The organism is Paenibacillus sp. FSL W7-1332 (assembly GCF_037969785.1).
Taxonomy (GTDB): domain Bacteria; phylum Bacillota; class Bacilli; order Paenibacillales; family Paenibacillaceae; genus Paenibacillus_AQ.
This window is the reverse complement of the sequence record NZ_CP150209.1, coordinates 5,472,156-5,491,018: the sequence shown is the minus strand read 5'-3', so window position 1 is coordinate 5,491,018 and position 18,863 is coordinate 5,472,156. Positions and strand designations below refer to the sequence as shown.

Sequence of the window (18,863 nt, the reverse complement as noted above, 5' to 3'; positions counted from 1 at the left end):
GATAATCGAAGATGAAGAATGAACGAAATGAACATGAAGCCATTCAGCAGATGCTCCTGAACATGCAGGTTCAGATCTGGGAGGCCGAAAGAACGCAGTGCTGGCCGGAGTGGAAGGAATTCGACTACACCGTGTCTTACAACAAGCTCTATTTTATCCTGGATGGGGAAGGATGGGTGAAGATCGGCGATGAGGAGCTGTATCCCGTTCCGGGTCAATTGGTTCTGATGCCGGCACGCACCAGGCAATCCTACTCCGTCATCAGCGGCCGTCCCTATCTTAAATACTGGTCGCACTTCTCGGCGACCGTAGGCGATTCCGACGTGTTTTCCTGGTTGAACGTTCCTTATTGTTATGATTTATCGGGTAATGCGGAGATTCCGTCATTATTCCAGCAGTTGGTGGAAGCGCATCGTACCGGTACGATAGCTGCGCGGTTAAAGGAAAAGTCGGTGATGCTGGACATCCTGTCCCGCGTGTTCGAGCACCAGCAGCCGCAGATTCATACGGACAAAATGGAAGATATGGGCAGGCTCCACAAAGTGCAGCAGTACATTAAGAATCACCTGCATGAGGAGATTACGCTGGAGCAGATGGCGGGAACGCTGCATTTGCATCCGAATTATTTTATTAAGTACTTCAAACGGCATTTTGGGATCACGCCGCAAAAATATCTAAGCCTCAAGCGGATGGAGCAGGCCAAACTCATGCTAAGAACCACCTCTCTAAGCATCAAAGAAATTGCGGACGCAACCGGCTTTGAATCAGCGAACTATTTCTCGAAAACGTTTCGTAAAGAGGTTGGTTACAGCCCCTCGGAATATCGGAACAATATATAGCAAAAAAGAGGCTGTCCCTGAAATTCGATTCGGGGATAGCCTCTATTCTTCTGGTCAGGTTTGCCTAAAAACCTTTTCCTCCAAGCGGCTTAAGCTTGAGCGGCTCCGCACCGGCGATCAGCGGACGCCCGCGCTGCAGCAGCTCGGACGTATCGGCTCCCTGCAACGAAGCGGCATGCGCGTCTTGGCTGCGCCACAATTCGGTGACCCATACGGCATTCGGATCGCTGTCCGAAATGTTGACGATATAGAGCTCACAGTCTACGTTATCGCGAAGCATCGCTGCCGCTTCGAGCAGGATCTCCGCAAGTTCATCCCGTTTACCGGGATGGGCAATCAGCTTTCCGTACATCGCGAACTTCTCCATCGGGTTCACCCTTCCTTTTTGGTCATGTCGCTTAACATGCGTTCGTAATGGAGCGCCATGCTTGTCGTGATCTCTGACAGTTTGAGCACGAGAGATGCGGGCTCCAGAATGGTTAAAGCTTTGCCGTAAGGGAGTAGAAAATAGGGAACATAGGACATCAGCGAAGACGTATCCAGTTGGAAATGAGCTTCTCCATCACGACGTTTCACGAGAGTATGTCCAAATAACCAATGCTGGCTTAATTCATTCAGTACATGCTCATGGCCTTGGACGACGACATGGATCAGTGGTTCACGGCTGCCTGAATCGGGCAGAAGACTGCCAAGCAGTACATCCTTGGCCGAAAAGTCAGCGGGCCGTTCAAATACATGTTCTGTCAGCTCCAGCCCGATGATCCGATCCACGCGGAAATTGCGAATCTCTTGGCGCAGATGGCAGAAGCCGGCAGCATACCACTGACCCTTCCAATGGATGATGCCGTAGGGGTCGAAGTTTCGGACGACGCGCTCGCCTTCCCTGCCCTTCGAATACGACATCTTCAAGGTTTGTCCTTGCGCCGCGGCATTCTCCAGCGTCTGCAGCAACGGCTGAAGCCCGGTATGGACAGGGGGCTGCAAAACCGAGATGCCGCTGCTGTGCCGTTCGATCTGATGAAGCTGCTCCTCATTTGTATAAAGCTTCAGCTTGTCGATCGCCCGCTCCAGTGCGTCCGTATACGGATAGCCGGTTTCTTTGGCAAAGATCGAAGCGTGCACTAATGCTTTCTGCTCTTCGGCGTCAAACATCAGCGGGGATTCCGCGAACTGCCCGAGGATCCGAAAGCCGCCGTTCGGCCCGGAATCGGCAATGATGGGCGCGCCGCTGACGCATAACGAATCGATGCAGCGGTACACCGTTCGGACATGGATTTCCAGCTCATCGGCAATTTGCTGTGCGGTCATCTTCTTGCCCGAGCGGAGCATCCACAAGATCGACAGCATATTATCCGCTTTGGACATCTAGATTCGCTCCTTCCAGGGTGGGATGATCCCGATTGTTTTACGTTTAAGTAGATTGTATCTTTTCTACACGAGCGGGTCCATGCCCTTGTCGATCCAGGAATCGTAGGTCGGGCCGTAGAGTTCGGGAATCCGCAGGCCGGCTTGTCTCATCAGCACCGTCATCTGTCCGCGGTGATGCGCTTGATGAACCAGGGTAAAATGCAGGAATGCCGCATTTGTCCATGGCTCTCCGTCGAATTCGCGGGTAGCGCGAAGATCCTCCTCGCTCCACTGGGACTGAACCGCATCCAGAAGGGCATGCCGAATCCGGCGGTAGCGGTCCTGAATCTCGGCGGCCGAATCGGGGGTTTCCTGCTCGCGGGACGGGGCAATTCCATTCGGTGAGCAAGAAGTGGAGGTTATGCTGAATCAGGCTCAGGAGGTACTGAACTGGTATGAGGGATTCCAGACGCATATACCCAATTGGTATAAACCGATGCCGGGGTCATCTTAGCCTATCATTGACAGGATAGCAATCTAGAAGAATTTATTGATGCAACAGCATGATACGATATAAAAAAACAGATGGAGGTTTGTACTCATGTCATCAACGGATATTCGGTTTGTCGGCGGAAACAATATTGCCCTTAAAATTCCGAAGTACAAGTATGAGGAAACCGTGCATTTTTACAAAGAGGTGTTGCAGCTGCCTTATTTGGGCTTCAAGGATGGTTCACACCTCTTTCAGCACGGTCCGAACAATCTATGGCTGGATTGCATGACTCACTATGCTCAGCAGGATGTCTGGTTAGAGGTCACTACGGATCATCCCGAGACGGCCGCTTCGTATTTGAGAGAGCACCAGGTGGATCGCAGGGATGAGGTGGAGGTTTACGAGAACTCGCAGGGCTACTGGATATCCGATCCATGCGGGACGATCATTCGGGTGAATCCTAGAAAAGCGAGTGAATAGGCGTGCGACCCGGCGTATGTGTTTGCCGTTGAAGACACGCATCCCTTGAGACTTGAGGTTATGTCGAAACCTCCAACACTCATCCGGAAGATTTTAGCTCACTCACTAAGTTTCATGAACCGGGACACAAAATCACTAATTTTCATGAAACGGGACACAAAATCACTAATTTTCATGAAACGGGACACAAAAAACCAAGCACTTCCTATCCAATCCAAAGGTTGTGAGAGGAGATGCTTGGTTTATTCTTGTCGCTGTGAATTGACGCTACGGCTTCAGAACCACCTTGGTGCAGTCTTCTTCATGATCGCTAAATATCCGATAGGCATCGCTTGCTTGTTCCAGTGGAAGCCGATGGGATACAATCTCGGTTGGATCAAATTCCCCGGCGGTGATCTTCTTGAACAGCTCCGGCATATAATGGATGACGGGGGCTTGTCCCATGGTAAGGGTAATGTTCCGTTCAAAAATATGGCCCAGCGGGAACATGTTGTACAATGAGCCGTATACGCCGGTCAGCTGAACGGTGCCGAATTTGCGAACGGCATCGATGGCAATATCAATTGCGCTTAACGTTCCGCCCTGGAGCTTCAGCTTTTGACCGATGGCTTCCATGGTTGACTTCTTCCCGTCCATGCCAACGCAGTCGATCACAATATCCGTGCCGCCCTTGGTGATCTCGTGGATGTACGAGCCCATATCATCATAGTCTTCAAAATTGTAGATCTCAACGTTGTTCATTCGCTTTGCTTTTTGCAGCCGGTAAGGAAGGCGGTCCACGGCGATTACCCGTTTAGCCCCCTTCATCCAGGCGAATTTCTGGGTCATCAGACCGACCGGTCCACAGCCGAGCACCGTGACGGTATCGCCCGGCTTCACGCCGGCATTCTCCACGCTCCAATAGGCCGTAGGCAGAACGTCGGACAAGAAGAGAAGCGCCTCATCCTCCAATTCGCATGACTCGGGGATGACAAACGGCATAAAGTTCCCGTACGGCACGCGCAAATATTCAGCTTGTCCGCCAGGGTAGTTGCCGTAGCGTTCGGTGTAACCCAAGAACCCTCCGGCATGGACATCCGGGTTGCGATTGGAATTGTCGCATTGACTCTCCATATCATGATTGCAATAGTAGCAGTGACCGCAAGAAACATTGAACGGAAGAACGACGCGGTCGCCTTTTTTCACGCGGGTTACGTTGGCACCGACCTCTTCTACGATCCCCATGGGCTCATGGCCGATCACGAAATCTTTAGCCGCGGGCATAGCTCCTAGGTATATATGAAGATCGGAACCGCAAATGGCTGTAGAGGTGATGCGGACAATAATATCATCCTGGGTCCGAATGGATGGATCCTCTACATGTTTGACCTGAATGTCTTTTGCGCCTTGAAATGTGACTGCTCTCATACGTTCCCTCCTTATGCGTTGTACAGAAGTTCTCTTTTTTAATACCCGATATCCAATTGTATTAACATCCCCACCGCTATTCATGCCTATGCGCTGATACGCGCAAAAACATAGTTTGTGGAAGAAAGACCAGTGCTAATTACTTCTGATGGTCGCTAGGGGCACGCGTATAAGTGAACCGGCTGCGCGAACCTCGATGACAAAAGTGTAAAAGTGAATCGGCTGCGCAAACTGATGACAAACGTGTAAAGTGAACAGGCTGCACAAACTGATGACAAACTTGGCAAAGGGGATAAATGTAGCAAACGTGCCAAATGAGTCAAATGGGATTTACCGGACACAGGATACGTTATTTGCTCTGATAAGAGCTAAACTTTGATACTTGCGGACATGAGTTCCGTTATTTGCATAAAAAGTCCGTTTTTCCGCAGCAAAAAGGTTAAATAACGGACTTGGTGTCCGTTAGGATAAGAGAATCGCCTGAAATATGGCGAATAACGGATCTGTAGTCCGTTGGAAGCCGCTTGTTTGGTGATGGCAGCCGACTGTTAGTGATGGATCATCATGTTTTGGGGAGAGCAGCCGTACGCAGCTGATGAAACCTGCTTGTTTGGAGATAGCAGCTGACTGTTAGGGATGGCTTAGCTTGTTTGGTGATGGCAGCTGCAAGTTGTGTGATGGAATTCACTTGTTTGGGATAGCAGTTCGTGTTGGTGATAGAAGCAGTAAATTGGTAATTGGATCTGCATGTTTTCGTGATCGTAGCCGCTGTTGGTGATAGTCGCCGACTGTTAGGGATGGATTAGCTTGTTTGGTGATGGTAGCTGCAAGTTGTGTGATGGATCACTTGTTTGGGATAGCAGCTCGTGTTGGTGATAGAAGCAGTAAATTGGTATTTGGATCCGCATGTTTTGGGATAGCCGCCGTCTGTTGGTGATGAAATCCGCCTATTTGTGGTTAGCAGCCGCTTGCTCCGGCATCCCAACAGTATTGTAAGACGTCCCATGGTCGATTTCTTCGATAAAACGAAGCCGCAGGTCAATGATCGGTATACAGATGACATAAGGGCTTTTCATAAAGCAAAAGAACGCGTATTGGCAGGGATTCGGTTATCCCGCCATACGCGTTCTTTTTTAAGATTGTTATTTTACTCTTCGGACTGTTGGCGTCAAAAGTTTACACGAGCTTCAAATACTCAACGATCGTCAGCAAGCCTTTATCGAAATTTTCCAAATTAAAATGCTCGTTCGGGGCATGCAGATTCTCGTCCGGCAAGCCAAAGCCCATCATGACGGCAGGAGCGTTCAGCGTGCTGGACAGCTTCTCCACGATCGGGATGGACCCGCCATCCTTCGTAAAGAGGGCACGCGTGCCGTAGACATGCTCGAATGCGTCCGCGGCTTTTTGCAGCATCGGATGGGACGGATCGATATTGAAGGCGAATGCTTTTTCCTTCGGTTTAAACGTAATCTTCGAACCGACTGGAGTGTGGGCATGCAAGTGGGCTTCGATCGCGTCAAGGACCGCTTGGGGATCTTGGTCTGCTACCAGACGGCACGTAATTTTGGCATGGGCTTCCTTCGGAATGACCGTCTTGCTGCCTTCACCCTGGAATCCGCCGTATACGCCGTTCAGCTCAAGGGTCGGACGCGCTCCCACGCGTTCAACGAAGGAGAAGCCTTCCTCACCATACAGGGAATCGAGGCCGAGATCCTGCTTCAGCTTATCCTCGTCGAATTCCTGCTTGGCAAATTCCTCGCGCATTTCCGGGGACAGCTCCAGCACCCCGTCATAGAAGCCTTTTACGGCGACACGGCCCTGCTCGTCATGAAGCGAAGAGAGTAAGGACACCATCGAATGCAGGGCGTTCGGTACGCCGCCGCCATATGTACCGGAATGAAGGTCGGTATTGGCTGTTTCCAGAGACAACTCCAGGGAGCACAATCCGCGAAGGCCCGTGGAGATGGCCGGTTTGCCAGGTGCGAGCAGGGACGTATCCGAGATCACGATCGCGTCCGCGGCCAGCTTGTCCTTATTGTTGTCAAGATAGAGCGGGAGGTTCGGACTGGACACCTCTTCTTCGCCTTCGATGCAGAACTTGATGTTGACCGGAAGCTCCTTCTCCTGCTTCAAAATAGCTTCGACGGCTTTGACATGCAGGAAGAGCTGGCCTTTGTCGTCCGTTGCTCCGCGTGCGTACAATTTGCCGTTGCGGACAGCCGGCTCGAATGGCGGCGTTTCCCACAGATGAAGCGGGTCTACGGGCTGTACGTCATAGTGACCGTAGACGAGCACGGTCGGTTTGCCTTCGGCATGCAGATAGTCTGCCGTAATAATAGGATGTCCAGCCGTTTGATGAACTTCCACATGCTCAAGGCCTGCTTCGGTCAGCTTGCCTGCGAGCCACTCGGCAGCCTTTGCCACATCGCCTTTGTGCTCGGACAGAGCCGAAATGCTCGGAATGGACAACCATTCCTTCAACTCATTTAGATGGGTTTCACGGTGTTCAGCGAAATACGCTTTATAATCAACGCTCATGAATATGGTTCCTCCTTCGATTTACATTGGCATTCGAAAAGATGCCGTATCTTACTATTCTAACCGTTTTTCGGAGAATACGAAATATTAGCCGGATCAAATCGGAAACTTGTTTGGAATCCCATCCGCCGCTGTCATGCAAAATGGTCCAAAAAGTTTCTCCAGAACATCCGCAGCGCCGGACTAATCAGCTTATTGCAGTGACGAACGACATAAATCTGACGTTCGGGCAGCAGGACGGAATAGCCGTGCTTGGAGTTTCCCCTCTGCCAGTTCTTCTTGTATGGCCGCTTCCACGATCATGCCATACCCAGACGAAAGCTGAGAATAACGGAAGGATCCGGTCTTCCTAAATATTATATTTCCATATAAAAAGAAATACGCAGCATCACTGGCCTAATAGTGATGCTGTGTATTCCACTCGAAGTTTATAACCACCAGAGGGTTAATCAGAATTGATCCCAACCGTTTCCGATTAACTGGCGCTGCAAAAATGGCAGCTGACGCTGCTGTTGAATGAACTGCTGACGCTGCTGTTCTTGTATTTGCTGTTGCGAACGGAATTGCTCTTGTAATTGAGGTGGTGTCAGCGGCGGTTCAGCAGCATATGCTCCATGCTGGGGTTGATCCGGGGCTTGAAATTGCTGCTGGAACAGCTGTTGCTGTTGTTGCTGCTGAAATTGCAGCTGCTGTTGCTGGAATTGCTGTTGCTGCTGTTGAAGAAGCTCATAGTCCCGATTACCAGAGGTTTCTTGATGGTAATAGTGCTGATTATGATGTGACGCAGGCTGTTGATGCTTCATCTGCCCTTGCACTTGCCCCTGCTGCGGGCAGTTTTTTGGCGGACCGATGACAACCGTATCGGTAATCGGGGCCAGGGTGTCTTTGACTTTGTCTTCATCCAGGCAGTACGTGTGCGCGAACACGCTGGCTGGCGTCAATCGCAAGAGATCGGAGCCTGCAATGAATTCAGGCACCGGTGCGTCAAAGACCGCGATCAGGTGCGTGTTGTCAACCGTCGCCATTTCATAATGCCACCAGCCCTGGGGGACGAGGGCTACTTGACCGGGCGTTACCTTGAAGTTCAGCAGCTCCTTCGTGAACGGATTGACCATGGAGACGATGGCTGCGCCGGTAATGACATACACCAGCTCGGATGCATTCTGGTGGATATGCGGCTCCACCACATTGCCTGTGCTGAGGTGAATATCCAGCAGGGAGGCGTTTCCGAGCGTGTTCAATTCTTTTACGGAGAGAGAATAGATGAAATTCTGATTGTCTTTCTTGAATGTTTGATTGTTTCTCAGATCATAAGTATAACGAACAGATGGAGAGGTGAAATCTATATAAGAGACTGCCACTGTGATTCCTGCCCTTCATAATGTAATAGGCGTTTGACCCATAAAATACGGTATTCCCATAGGCAAGCATGCGTGAGCCCATTTTTGGAACCAGTAGCATGGAAGCCACCCTTGGCAGGGTGGCTTGGGCAAATTTCATATGATGGAGCAGGCGAGGTCAGGCCGATTTCGGGATGGTAACCGGCGACTTCCGTCCGGCAGAGAAGCTGACCAGTCCTGCGGCCAGGCCAAGCGCGAGCACGAATCCACCGAGCCATGGATGATATTGAAGCGTGGATGTCGTATTGACCATGAAGCCTCCTGCGCCCGCGCCTGCGGCTAACCCGAGATGGACAATGGAGGTGTTTAAGCTGAGGATCAGATTGGAAGAGCCCGGTGCTTGCTGGATAAAATAACTCTGAACGGCCGGACCCGCCGCAAACATGGACAGCACCATGATTCCCATCAGCACGAGTCCTATGAACGATTGACCGGCGAGCAGCGGAAGAAGCGCGAATACCGCGATATGAATGAGCGTGCTGAGCGTAATCACTTTCGCTGGGCCAAACCGGTCGACCCCATACCCGCCGAGCCTCGAGCCGATCGCTCCAAAAAGTCCAAAGCCAAGCATTATGATACTGATTCCAGATGGAGCGATATGGAAAATATCCTGGATAAATGGCGTAACATACGTAAACAGTACCGAGTTGCCGGATTCCCGGAAGAACGTAAGCAGCAGCGCGCTCACGATTAAGACACTCCCCAGCACTTTGAATTGTTGGTAAAAGGGAACAGGAGCGTCCCCTTCAACATCCGGCAGGAGTCTGGTCAGGACAAAGGCGACCAGCAGACTGAGCAGAGCCAGCAGCAGAAAGATCGATTGCCAGTTCAGTAGATTCGTGATCCATATACCGATCGGAACGCCCAGCACCATGGCGCTGCTAAAACCCAGCACGATGGTACCGATGGCACGGCCTAACTTATCCGGAGGTACCAGCTTGGCTGCTGTACCCATTGCGGCCACGAGATACACCCCTGAGCTTACCCCCAGGATGACGCGGGAGCCCATGAGCATCCAGACTTCGGTGCTGAAATAGGAAACGAGACTGCCGGCAATGAACAGCAGAAGAGAGCCGAGCAGCACTTTTTTACGGTTGAACCGAGCGGTGAGCGAGACCAGAAACGGTGTCCCGATCGCAAAAGCAAGCGAATACGCGGTAATCAGCTGGCCCGCAAAGGCCAAAGAAATATGAAGATCGTCTGCGATCGCATACAGAATACCCGAGACGACCAGTTCCGAGGTGGCAGTAAGAAAAACCCCAAGCGCCAATAAATATATCGTAAATCGATTCATATCCAATTCATCCCTTCGTTAGATGATCAATACCCTCTGCAATCATGGCTAGCACATGCCGCAAGCGGGTTGGTATAACTTGAAATCTCTTTGTGTTTGTATTATAAGTAAGGCGCATATATTATGTAAGAAGGCAAAGTATTTGGATATTATCCAATCATTTTGACTAACTTACGATTAGTTAGCGATGGGGTGAGATCGTGGAACCTGTTAGAGAAGAGCTGCAGGAAACGCCGGCGTTCAATCATATCTGTTCAGTGCTGCAAATTCTCGGAGCCAAATGGGCGTTTCTAGTCATTGCGCAATTAGCCCAAGGACCGAAACGGTTTAATCAGCTTCACCGGGATGCAGCCATCATCAAGACGCAGTCCTTAACGGATGTGCTGCGGCATTTGGAAGGCAGCGGGATCGTAAGACGCGAGGTATTTCCTACCGTTCCGGTTTCCGTGGAATATTCATTGACCGACAAGGGATTGGACTTCCTGGATTCTTTGAAGGAGATGGAGAAGTGGGCCGAAAAATGGGGAGTGGAACAACCCTCATGACTGCTGCAACAACTATAGTACACATATCAAAAACTCATTTCCGAAAGTGTATAACAGGAAATGAGTTTTCTTTTTTTTGAAAATTACGTATTCTTATAGATAACATTTTCAGATTTGGTTCGAAGGATAGGGAGGTGGTCACCGCTTGCGAATCCATAAGGTTAACCTGCTGACAAAATTGTTGATTTCCTATTTGCTTGTGCTGATGTTTCCCGTGATCGTCATCCTGTGCTATTACTATCCTTATTCGGCAGAAGTGGTGAAAGAGAAGGAAATGGACTGGAATGCGCATATTACGGAGCAGTTCATGACATCGATGGATACGTTTACAAGATATGTGTACAATTTACCGTTTGAGCTGGTGCAGAACCGGGAATTCAAGATGTATAAGGCGGAGGAAAGCGACTACCAGCGGGTGCTTATTGCCAATGAGATGAAAAAATACAATGCAACCGATGCGTTTATTTACAACACCTTGCTGTATGTGAAGAACATCGGTTATTTGTTTTCCAAAACTGGAAGCGCATACAGCCTGGACGACCTATCCATTCCGGGTGTTGGTTACTATTATGAAAACTGGGCCCACGAAGATATGATCCAGACTCTGAATGATCTTCATTCTCCTGTCGTGAGGCCTGTGGAGAATGTGGTCGTGCCCGGCAATAACCGGGTCAGAATGCTGACCTTCGTGCAGCCGCTGCCGGTAGGGGGCTCGAATTCCCCCGGGGCCGTTATGATCATGGTTAGGGAGGATACGATTGTCCGGATGATGAAATCCGTTTCGGAAACCTACAGCGGCGATTTTTTTGTGCTAGACGGCCAGGGAAGGCGATTGGTATCCTCCAATGATACGTCTTACCAATCTTCCGATGATTTCAAGAAGCTTGTGCATCGTTTAGGGGAAGAGTCAGTTTCCTCTTCGGGTATTCATACCATCAGCGGATCGGACTATCTGGTATCGTCCTCGGTATCGGATAAGAATGGCTGGAAATATGTGAGTTTGCTGCCGGTATCTAAGTCCCTGCAGGGCATTCGGACGATTCAGCTGAATACGGCTATCCTGGTCGGGCTGATTCTGCTGCTTGAAGTGTTCATCATCTATGTATCCATCCGGAAGAACTACCAGCCGATTCGCCGTCTGGTTGATCTCGCCGTACATGTGTTTGAACCACTGGAGCGAAAACCGATGAACGAGATTGATACGATTAAGTATACGTTGGAGGAGCTTTCGCAGGCTAACAGCAAGCTGGACGAGCATGTGAGGGGATCGTTGCCGATTATGCGGGACAACCTGCTGTTTGAGCTGGTGAGTGGGCATATTCCTGACTGGGAGAACTTTGAACAGGAAGCCCGCAGGGTCGGCATCCGGTTTCATCATGATAACTACACGGTTGCCGTGTTGTGCTGCGAAGCGGATGGAGCAGGGCTGGACAAGATATTGGCTTGCTGCCGGGATTACGAGGGACTGCTGCCTGATGATGCCCAAGGCTACTTCTTCAAGAGCATCTATCAGCAGGAATTGATTCTGGTGTGCTCCCATACAGCCGATTTCCCTATCAAATCTTGCGTAGAGCGGCTTCAGGATGAAATATTGGAGCGTACGGGCCAACAGACGGCGATTGGCATCGGCAAGTCTAGCGCTGCCCAATCGCCGGTGGACCTCCATCTCTCCTACCTGCAGGCGCTCCGCACAGCGGAGTTTCTGCGCATCCGGAAGATCGGGACCGTGCTGACCTTTGATAACCTCGAGATCCCCCAAACCGGAGCCGTCTCCTATTTTGCCGAAATCCTGCAATCCCTCGAACTTGCGATCCTTAAGAACGATGCGGCCATGCTGGCCTCTTTGGCGGAGCGAATGATCGGTTACTTAAGCAGTGACAGCCTGCCGCCGCATATGATACGGAGCGTGTATCTCAATACGGTTACCGTCATCTTCAACGGCCTCCAACGGTTCCGTCATGACGACCAGAGCCTGCTTCGGCTCACCGAGGCGGCATTTAACCACCGTTATACGCTGGAGCAGATGATCGGGATTATCAGGGAGAGTTATGCCAAGCTATGCGAGATGATCAGCGAAACGCTCCCCGTGTCCCGTACGGCAACGCAGGAGGAGATTCTGTCCCTCATAGCGGAGAAAGGAATGGATCCAAACTGCTCGCTGCAGATGATGGCCGATTATTTTGATATGTCGGTCTCCAACTTCAGTCATCACTTCAAGAAAACGATGGGGCAAAATTTCAAAGAGTATATCGATCAGCTTCGCATCCAGAAATCCATTCAGCTTTTACGGGATAGCGAGGAGACCCTTGAATCCATTTCCCAACAGGTCGGATACACCAACACCTCGAGTTTTATCCGTTCCTTCAAAAAGATGGTGGGTACGACACCCGGACAATATCGAAATACACATAAAGCATAAACGAAGACCGCTGATGCTGGATAAGGCAGCTTACAGCGGTCTTTTGACGAACCTTTTGGTTATAAGCTTCTTGTGCGGGCGCTTTCGTGAAGCTGAGCAGCTTCATTTTTTGAACGTATACAATATTTGAATTCCCTGTAGCGATCCGGATTGGTTGCGCTTTCATTCATTTTATTATAAGCGCTTTCAAAAAATGAAGATGCTTAAAAAATTGTCCGTTTACGGGGCTCTTCCCCTCCGTTTAGAGTGAAATGTGTCCCAAGGCAAGGCCAATATATGGCCGCATACCCTCATGGACCAGACCAACAAACGAAACCAGGAGGTAATGGAATGAAGAAAAGGGTAAACGTTTTCATCTCGCTCGTCGCCATCACAGCCATGTTGTTAACAGGATGCAGCGGGTCCGGAGGTGACACGAACGAGTCAGCCGAAACACCCGGGGATCAAACAGGCAAAAAAGTAAAGCTCACCGCCATCATTACCAAGCATCCGCTCACGAAGCCGCTGGCTGAAATGGAATGGCTGCAAAAGGTTGAGGAGACGGCGGGCGTGGACATCGAATGGCAGGAGATTACCGCGGATTGGGGACAGAAGAAAGGGACGATGCTGGCCAGCGGCGATATTCCGGATCTGTTCATCGGGCCGAACGTCATTACGGATGCGGACTTTGCGCAATTCCAGGGCTTATTCCAGGATCTGTCCGGCATGCTGGATCAGGCACCCAACGTACAGAACATGTTTAATGAAAAACCGGATACGAAAGTGATTGCCACGCAGTCGGACGGCAAAATCTACGGTCTCCCGAAATATCAGCGGTTCTGGCCCGCTACCGCCAGCAGGCAGTTCATTAACCAGCAGTGGTTGGATGAACTTGGCCTGAGCATGCCGACCACATGGGATGAGCTGTATGAAGTCCTGGTGGCCTTCAAAGAGAAGGATGCCAACGGCAACGGCGACCCGAATGACGAGATTCCGATGGATTGGCCGGGAGGCATCGGCGGATATTTTAATCCGGCGGTGCTCCTGGGCAGCATGGGCATTACGCTGACGGACGGCAGCGGACAGGGCTATTTCGTGGAAGACGGTCAAGTGAAGAACTTCCTGACGGATGAACGGTACAAAACGATGGTCGCGTTTCTGAATAAATTGTACAAGGCGGGTCTGATTAACCCGGAAGTGTTCACGCATGATTATACGAAATTTCAATCCATCGCCCGCGGGGAAGGGGATACGGCCAAGGTCGGCTTTACCTGGGGATGGGTGGCGTCCGACCGGTTCGGCGAGCAGCTGGCACCGCAGTATGCTTCCATGCCGCCGATGAAGGTGTCGGCAGATTATGCAGGGAAGCTGTCCTGGAGCTACGATCATTACTCTCTGAACTATGGACCCAACCATATCGTGATGTCCGCCAAGACCAAGAACAAGGAAGCGGCCATGAAATTCATCAACGAGCTCTATGCGCCCGAGGTGGGCATGCAGGTGCTGTTCGGATCCCTCGGACCGAATATTAAAGATAACGGAGACGGTACATATGCCGTTCTGCCTCCGGCCGATGCCAAGATGGATCCGGGCACATGGAAATGGACCTCGACGATGGCGGACAACGGCGCATTTTATATCCCCGATACCTTAGAGTTGACGCTTGGCACGGATATGCAGGAGGTGCTGGGACAATCGGAGCCGCTGGAGGCGGCCTTGGACGTGGATCCCGATAAAGACGTGTTCCCCGGCATGTTCATCAAGTATTCCACCATGGACAACAACGCCATGAGCCTGAACAACACGAACGTGATGAATCTGGCGGAATCCAGCTTTGCCAAATGGGTGACCAAGGGCGGCGTGGAAGCCGAATGGGACACGTACATCAAGGAAAGCGAGAAGGCAGGCCTGAAGCAGAATCTAGAGATTATGCAAAAATATTACGACGAGTACATGAATCAAAACTAGGAGGGAGGATATGGAATCCCGTAAAAGACAGAACACCTTCAGACGAGACTACCAGCTGTGGATTATGATTTTTCCGGCTATTATCGTCATCCTGTTGTTTAACTATATCCCGATGTACGGCATCCAGCTTGCTTTTCGGGATTACGATTTCAGCAAAGGCTTGACCGGCGGCGAGTGGCGAGGGCTTGCTTACTTTCAGCAATTCATCGACAGTTACCTGTTCACGGATCTAATGCGAAACACGTTTCTGATCAGTCTGGCCACGATCGTGCTTGGCTTTCCGGCTCCAATTATATTGGCCCTCATCCTTAACCAGATCCGCAGAAAAAGAATGAAGCAGCTGATGCAGACTACCGTATACCTGCCCCATTTCATATCCATTATCGTGCTGGTCGGGATGCTGAACGTGCTGCTGTCCTCCGAAACCGGAGTTGTCGGTCACTTCATGAAGGCGGTGGGGCTGGGACATATCAATCTGTTGGCATCCACCTCGACTTTTATCCCGGTGTATGTGCTTTCCGACATATGGCAGCACTGCGGCTGGAACAGCATTATCTATCTTGCAGCCTTGTCCACCGTGGATCCCCAGCTGTATGATGCCGCCAAAATCGATGGGGCCAGCCGATGGCAGACGATCCGGTATGTAGATATTCCCGCCCTCATCCCGACCATCATCATCCTGTTTATCCTCAGCATGGGGAATATCCTTGGGACCGGCTTCGAGAAAATATTTCTGATGCAGAATTCGCTGAACCTTCCCGTCTCGGAGGTCATTGCCACCTACGTCTATAAAATCGGCATCATCTCCAATCAATTCAGCTTGGCTTCGGCCATCGGTTTGTTTAACACGCTCATCAATTTCGTATTCTTGTATGCGATGAACACGATCTCGAAGAGAATGTCGGAAACGAGCCTATTCTAATGATCGGGGAAGGAGAAACGGTTGTGGAACATGAACATACGAGAACGCGTTTAAACGGCAAGGAGTTAGCGTTTAAGATCACATTGGGTTTTCTGTGCAGTATGATTTTTTTGCTGATCGCCTATCCGCTGTACTTTATCATCATTGCATCGTTCAGCGACTCAACGCTCGTATCGACGGGGAAGGTCCTGTTTATCCCCAAAAATATCAGTTTTTTCGGTTACCAGGAGATTTTTAAAGATATGCGGATTTGGACCGGATATCGGAATACGCTGTTTTATACGGTGTTCGGCACCTTGGTTAACATGCTGTTCACGCTTCCGGCAGCTTATGTGCTATCCAGAAAGGAATTCCGCGCCAGACGGCTCATTATGTTTGTTTTCGTGATCACGATGTTTTTCAACGGCGGGCTGATTCCCACCTATTTGTTGATGAAGGGGCTTAGTCTGACGAACACCATCTGGGTGTTTATTCTCCCCTTCTCCGTGAATGTGTTTTATTTGATCATTGCTCGGACCTTTTTTGAGAACTCGCTGCCGCAGGAGCTGCATGAGGCGGCTGTCATGGACGGCTGCTCCCATTTTACCTTTTTCTTTAAAGTGGCCTTGCCGCTGTCCAAAGCGTTGGTATCCGTCATCGGACTCTATTATTTGGTGGGGCACTGGAATGACTTCTTCACCGCGCTGATCTATATCCGGGACACGAAGCTTCAGCCGCTGCAAATCGTTCTGCGGGATATTCTGCTGTCAAACCAGGTGTTCTCTAGCGGTGCCGGAACAGGAGGGGATGCAGGGGGGTATGCGCAGCGTTATGCCGACCAGATCAAGTACGGGGTCATTATTGTATCGACGCTTCCGATTCTGCTCATTTATCCGTTTATGCAAAAATATTTCGAGAAAGGCGTCATGATCGGCTCCATTAAAGGTTAACACGTTCGGTAAATTTACTAATCAAGCTTCAGAGGAGTAGACGAAAAAAGGGACGGTCCCGAAAGATCCAGGATCTGGCGGGACGTCCCTATTTGTTTGTTCTTGTTGTTACTGCAGCATTTGAAGCCGATGGATATTGGCGTTTGCCGCCGTCGCTCCCTAGAGGGCAGGGGGCCATGGGCGCAAATGGGATCAGGATTCATGGAGGCTTTCATCCGTGAAGTAGATTCCGTTGCCGGAATCATCCTTGGCACTCAACCAGAGGCCGTCCGGTGTTTCACCCGGTTCGCCGATAAATTGCAGGTTGCCGGGATTGTTCTCGTATATTTCCCGAACAGATGGCACGAGAAAAACAGGTCCGGCTGCATCCGGGCCTCCTTCCGAGACTTGTTCAACCATCAATTCAACGTCGGTACCGGGAAGCTTGAAGGCGACCGTGTAATCTCCTTCGCGCCATGATTCTTCCAAACCGAGCGTGTCGCGATAGAGGCTCTTGCCTGTCTTGATATCTTTGACCGGAACAAAATAAAAAATAACGTTACCTTCCATGTTCTCACCTCGAAATAAAGTATAGTTTCGTGATGTAAGATAATTGGGTTATAGTTAACATAACCGAGTTATGTTGTATAATCAAGCTGTTTTTTTAGAAATGGCTGTTCACAGCTATCAAGATTATATCTCTTAAAGTGCTGCTATGTTAGAATTTAGATATCTTTGCATGAACGTTTCGGAGGGAGTTACATGAGTCATATACCAATACCGGGTACCACGCAGCACAAACTCATACAGGCAGGATTGAAGCGTTTTGCCGAGATGGGATACCACAAAGCGGAAGTTGACGACATTGCTGCCGATGCCGGAGTGACCGTGGGAGCTCTTTATCATCATTACAAATCCAAAAAGAAATTTTACGGCTTGCTTCGGGATGATGTAACACTTCGAATATTGGATCGCATGGAAGCTGTTGCCGATGCAGCCCCTCCCGATCAGCGCCTGAAATCGGCTCTATTGACCGCTTACGACAGCATGATTCGCCTTAAAACGGGGCGATTGCTGTCTGAGCCCGATCCCCGTAAAGGAGACAATCCCGTTGCCCGTTATCTCGGTCAACTGGCCGCAGCATCAGGAGAAGAGGCTGGCGAAGAATTGGGCATCATTCTGGCGGAGGCACTGCGTGCCGCGTTTGCGCAAGTCGTGGAACATGACGGCAGTGAGGCTGCCATGAGGTCGGTACTAAACAGATTGTTAACGTCATGATTGGAATTTTTTTGGTTATCCGTCACATTAATAATGGGAATGAAATGTAACGGTTACTTATGACTGATTCCGGATCATATCCACGAAATTCATGGCGGCAGCAGATAACGGCTCATGCTTGCGGGTGCAGACCGCTATAATATTTTGAAGCTCGATTCCATCGACATAGACCCGGCTCAGTTCGCCGCGCTCGACATACTCTCGTACAACGAGTGAGGACACAAAGTTTGCACCGTATCCGGCAATGACGGCCATAATCGCTTCGTGCAGACCGTTGAATTGCAGCGTGATCCGCGGGGAAGGCGCGCTATGGGTACGGCATAAGGCAAATAAACGTTCTCGCGTTGAACTGCCTTCCTCCCGCATAACAAATGGCTCTCTCATCATCTCTTCCAGGGAGATACGCTGATTGGCATAGCGGTGATCGGGGGATACGACAAACCATAACTCATCCCGGAACAGCTCCTCGATCTGTATCGTATTCGGAGATTCCTCTGGCAGACCGCCGTAGATCGCAAGGTCGACATTCATATGTAACAGTTGCTTAAGTGCATCGCTTGAATTCGTGGTGGTTATGCTCATTTCAACTTCTTCGTACCGCTGCTTGTATTTCGCAAGCCAGGCCGGCAGCAGAAAATGGGAAGGAAGATAGGTAGCCGCCATGCGGATCTGTCCCCTCGAACCGCTGCGGTAATCCAGGCAGAATTGTTCAATCTGCTGCTCGACGGAGAAGAGTCTTTTGGCAAGCGGAACGAGCTCGGCTCCGGCCGCCGTCAATCCGATGCCCCGGCCCTGCGGCTTGAACAGAGTAAGGGAGAGTTCCTTCTCGAATTTTTTAATCTGGGCTGTTATGGCGGGTTGGCTTATATTCAACAATTCAGCAGCACGGGTAACACTGCCCGTTGTGGCGATAACGTGAAAGAGCCGTAATGCGTGTAAATTCATGAGTGCCGCACTCCCATTCATTCATATATTTAAGTTATATAAGTCCTTTAAATATATATTATATCTATAACAATAAATCACATACAATGATTTTGTAAGAT

The 18,863-nt window shown here is 50.3% G+C and carries 18 protein-coding genes; 8 read left to right on the top strand and 10 right to left on the bottom strand.

Annotated elements, in window-relative coordinates:
• Window positions 1-11 precede the first annotated feature (11 nt).
• The gene (locus tag MKX98_RS24805) at window positions 12-839 is read left to right on the top strand and encodes an AraC family transcriptional regulator (RefSeq protein ID WP_194543999.1); all 828 of its coding nucleotides are present in this window, start codon (window positions 12-14) and stop codon (window positions 837-839) included.
• 64 nt (window positions 840-903) lie between these two features.
• Here the strand turns inward: MKX98_RS24805 and MKX98_RS24800 are convergent, their stop codons facing one another.
• The 3 genes from MKX98_RS24800 to MKX98_RS24790 form a co-directional block, all read right to left on the bottom strand.
• Window positions 904-1,206 (bottom strand): antibiotic biosynthesis monooxygenase, encoded by a 303-nt coding sequence (locus MKX98_RS24800; protein ID WP_113060606.1) that lies wholly within the window; start codon window positions 1,204-1,206, stop codon window positions 904-906.
• 5 nt (window positions 1,207-1,211) lie between these two features.
• Window positions 1,212-2,204: a YafY family protein gene (locus MKX98_RS24795; RefSeq protein ID WP_339218990.1), complete on the bottom strand. Its 993-nt coding sequence runs from the start codon at window positions 2,202-2,204 to the stop codon at window positions 1,212-1,214.
• A gap of 66 nt (window positions 2,205-2,270) precedes the next feature.
• Entirely contained in the window at window positions 2,271-2,513 is a 243-nt protein-coding gene (locus MKX98_RS24790; protein ID WP_339224574.1) for a DinB family protein, read from the bottom strand.
• A gap of 274 nt (window positions 2,514-2,787) precedes the next feature.
• On the opposite strand from MKX98_RS24790, the gene MKX98_RS24785 reads away from it, so the two are divergent.
• On the top strand, window positions 2,788-3,159 hold the full coding sequence (locus tag MKX98_RS24785) for a hypothetical protein (protein WP_194543995.1): 372 nt from the start codon (window positions 2,788-2,790) through the stop codon (window positions 3,157-3,159).
• 267 nt (window positions 3,160-3,426) lie between these two features.
• Here MKX98_RS24785 and MKX98_RS24780 read toward each other — a convergent pair whose 3' ends face one another.
• The 5 genes from MKX98_RS24780 to MKX98_RS24760 form a co-directional block, all read right to left on the bottom strand.
• A complete protein-coding gene (locus tag MKX98_RS24780; protein WP_339218988.1) occupies window positions 3,427-4,566 on the bottom strand; it encodes a zinc-dependent alcohol dehydrogenase in 1,140 nt (379 codons plus the stop codon).
• 947 nt (window positions 4,567-5,513) lie between these two features.
• Entirely contained in the window at window positions 5,514-5,642 is a 129-nt protein-coding gene (locus MKX98_RS24775; protein WP_339218986.1) for a hypothetical protein, read from the bottom strand.
• A gap of 100 nt (window positions 5,643-5,742) precedes the next feature.
• Window positions 5,743-7,104 carry a dipeptidase gene (locus MKX98_RS24770; protein ID WP_220684273.1) on the bottom strand — a complete coding sequence of 454 codons (1,362 nt, stop codon included), beginning with the start codon at window positions 7,102-7,104 and terminating at the stop codon, window positions 5,743-5,745.
• Between the two features lie 449 nt (window positions 7,105-7,553).
• Window positions 7,554-8,465 (bottom strand): cupin domain-containing protein, encoded by a 912-nt coding sequence (locus MKX98_RS24765; protein WP_339218984.1) that lies wholly within the window; start codon window positions 8,463-8,465, stop codon window positions 7,554-7,556.
• Between the two features lie 157 nt (window positions 8,466-8,622).
• The gene (locus MKX98_RS24760) at window positions 8,623-9,798 is read right to left on the bottom strand and encodes an MFS transporter (RefSeq protein ID WP_194543986.1); all 1,176 of its coding nucleotides are present in this window, start codon (window positions 9,796-9,798) and stop codon (window positions 8,623-8,625) included.
• A 200-nt stretch (window positions 9,799-9,998) separates the two neighbouring features.
• Between MKX98_RS24760 and MKX98_RS24755 the strand changes: the two genes are divergently transcribed.
• From MKX98_RS24755 to MKX98_RS24735, 5 genes are all read left to right on the top strand, one after another.
• Entirely contained in the window at window positions 9,999-10,343 is a 345-nt protein-coding gene (locus MKX98_RS24755; RefSeq protein WP_220684275.1) for a helix-turn-helix domain-containing protein, read from the top strand.
• 145 nt (window positions 10,344-10,488) lie between these two features.
• Window positions 10,489-12,762, top strand: coding sequence for a helix-turn-helix domain-containing protein (locus tag MKX98_RS24750; protein ID WP_339218981.1), 2,274 nt, complete (start codon window positions 10,489-10,491; stop codon window positions 12,760-12,762).
• A gap of 330 nt (window positions 12,763-13,092) precedes the next feature.
• Window positions 13,093-14,709 (top strand): ABC transporter substrate-binding protein, encoded by a 1,617-nt coding sequence (locus tag MKX98_RS24745; RefSeq protein ID WP_339218979.1) that lies wholly within the window; start codon window positions 13,093-13,095, stop codon window positions 14,707-14,709.
• A 10-nt stretch (window positions 14,710-14,719) separates the two neighbouring features.
• Window positions 14,720-15,631: an ABC transporter permease subunit gene (locus MKX98_RS24740; protein ID WP_076324132.1), complete on the top strand. Its 912-nt coding sequence runs from the start codon at window positions 14,720-14,722 to the stop codon at window positions 15,629-15,631.
• Window positions 15,631-16,560, top strand: coding sequence for a carbohydrate ABC transporter permease (locus tag MKX98_RS24735; RefSeq protein WP_194543982.1), 930 nt, complete (start codon window positions 15,631-15,633; stop codon window positions 16,558-16,560). The genes MKX98_RS24740 and MKX98_RS24735 overlap by 1 nt, the downstream gene beginning before the upstream one ends.
• A gap of 192 nt (window positions 16,561-16,752) precedes the next feature.
• Here MKX98_RS24735 and MKX98_RS24730 read toward each other — a convergent pair whose 3' ends face one another.
• Complete coding sequence (locus tag MKX98_RS24730; protein WP_194543981.1) at window positions 16,753-17,109, bottom strand: hypothetical protein; 357 nt, start codon at window positions 17,107-17,109, stop codon at window positions 16,753-16,755.
• A gap of 192 nt (window positions 17,110-17,301) precedes the next feature.
• On the opposite strand from MKX98_RS24730, the gene MKX98_RS24725 reads away from it, so the two are divergent.
• Window positions 17,302-17,817: a TetR/AcrR family transcriptional regulator gene (locus MKX98_RS24725; protein ID WP_194543980.1), complete on the top strand. Its 516-nt coding sequence runs from the start codon at window positions 17,302-17,304 to the stop codon at window positions 17,815-17,817.
• A gap of 57 nt (window positions 17,818-17,874) precedes the next feature.
• Here the strand turns inward: MKX98_RS24725 and MKX98_RS24720 are convergent, their stop codons facing one another.
• On the bottom strand, window positions 17,875-18,762 hold the full coding sequence (locus MKX98_RS24720; RefSeq protein ID WP_220684278.1) for a LysR family transcriptional regulator: 888 nt from the start codon (window positions 18,760-18,762) through the stop codon (window positions 17,875-17,877).
• Window positions 18,763-18,863: the final 101 nt, after the last annotated feature.